Raw genomic sequence first — 255 nt, 5'->3', positions numbered from 1 at the left:
CTAAATATGATATGTCTTTTAAGTATTTCTTGGGGATGGCTCCAGAAGCTTCCGTTATTGATTCGAGTTCCTTAACTCATTTTCGCAAGTTACGCTTGAAAGACATTAATCTACTGGATTTACTGATTGAAAAAACAACTGAAATCGCAATTGAACAAGGGTTGATTGAAACCAAAGCAGCTTTAATTGTCGATTCTACACACTCCCATTCCCGTTATCGTTCCAGATCTGCGGCTCAATATTTAAATGAACAAG

The 255-nt window shown here is 36.9% G+C and carries 1 protein-coding gene; it reads left to right on the top strand.

From position 1 onward, the window contains the following. Positions 1-255: transposase (locus L3V42_RS18700; RefSeq protein WP_238472632.1), on the top strand; the 255-nt coding region annotated here is incomplete at both ends.

The organism is Oceanobacillus alkalisoli (genome assembly GCF_022213125.1).
GTDB lineage: Bacteria > Bacillota > Bacilli > Bacillales > Amphibacillaceae > Oceanobacillus > Oceanobacillus alkalisoli.
This window is presented reverse-complemented; position numbering and strand designations above follow the sequence as displayed.